The following is a 650-nucleotide window of genomic DNA, read 5'->3' as shown; positions in this document are numbered from 1 at the left end:
TACAGTTGCCAGAGGGCCTTGCACAGGTTACTCATCTTTTTAACAATGCCTTTGTAATACAAGATGAAAATGATCAATTTATATCCTATGAAAGTAAGAGTTTCATACTTGATGGAAAAGTAAATATTGAAAGCATTGAGGCTAGAGTGTTTCACAAAAATAATAAGAATGCTCCTTATTTACTTGCATTACAAGTTAGCGGCATTTGCATCACTTTACCTGAGTTAAAACAGTATTATTCTAACCTAACTATTACTGATGTGCCTAGGGGACGTTCATTGGAAGAAGAAACATCATATTCGACTGTTAAATATAGTAATAATGTGAAGTTAGCATTTGGTTTTGCAGAGAAAAAACCAGACTGCTTAGGTAGTGTTGTATTTAGTATTGATTGATGCTTTTCTATGGCGGGCGATGAGGAGCAACTGTGCAATGCTATAGATCCTTGCGGATTAGGGTAGAAATATCACTATGGCGGAAAGGGAGGTATTGTAAGTTAGATCCTGCCCAAAAGCGCCTAGTGGCTGACTCTTGATCCGATAGGGTTTATAGGTTACTTAAACTTATAGACTCATGCATCAAACCCATTAATCTGGATCGACCTGATACTGTGGAGTGTATAGATGTTCTTGTTATTGAAGGTAAGATGT

General features: G+C 36.9%; 1 pseudogene. It reads left to right on the top strand.

Going from position 1 to position 650, the window contains the following annotated elements:
* A pseudogene (locus JHD74_RS25930) lies at positions 1-395 on the top strand (hypothetical protein); the annotation flags it as partial.
* Positions 396-650 lie beyond the last annotated feature (255 nt).

Source organism: Serratia sp. ASV30 (assembly GCF_016428815.1).
GTDB classification, from domain to species: Bacteria; Pseudomonadota; Gammaproteobacteria; order Enterobacterales; family Enterobacteriaceae; genus Chania; species Chania fonticola_C.
This window is presented reverse-complemented; position numbering and strand designations above follow the sequence as displayed.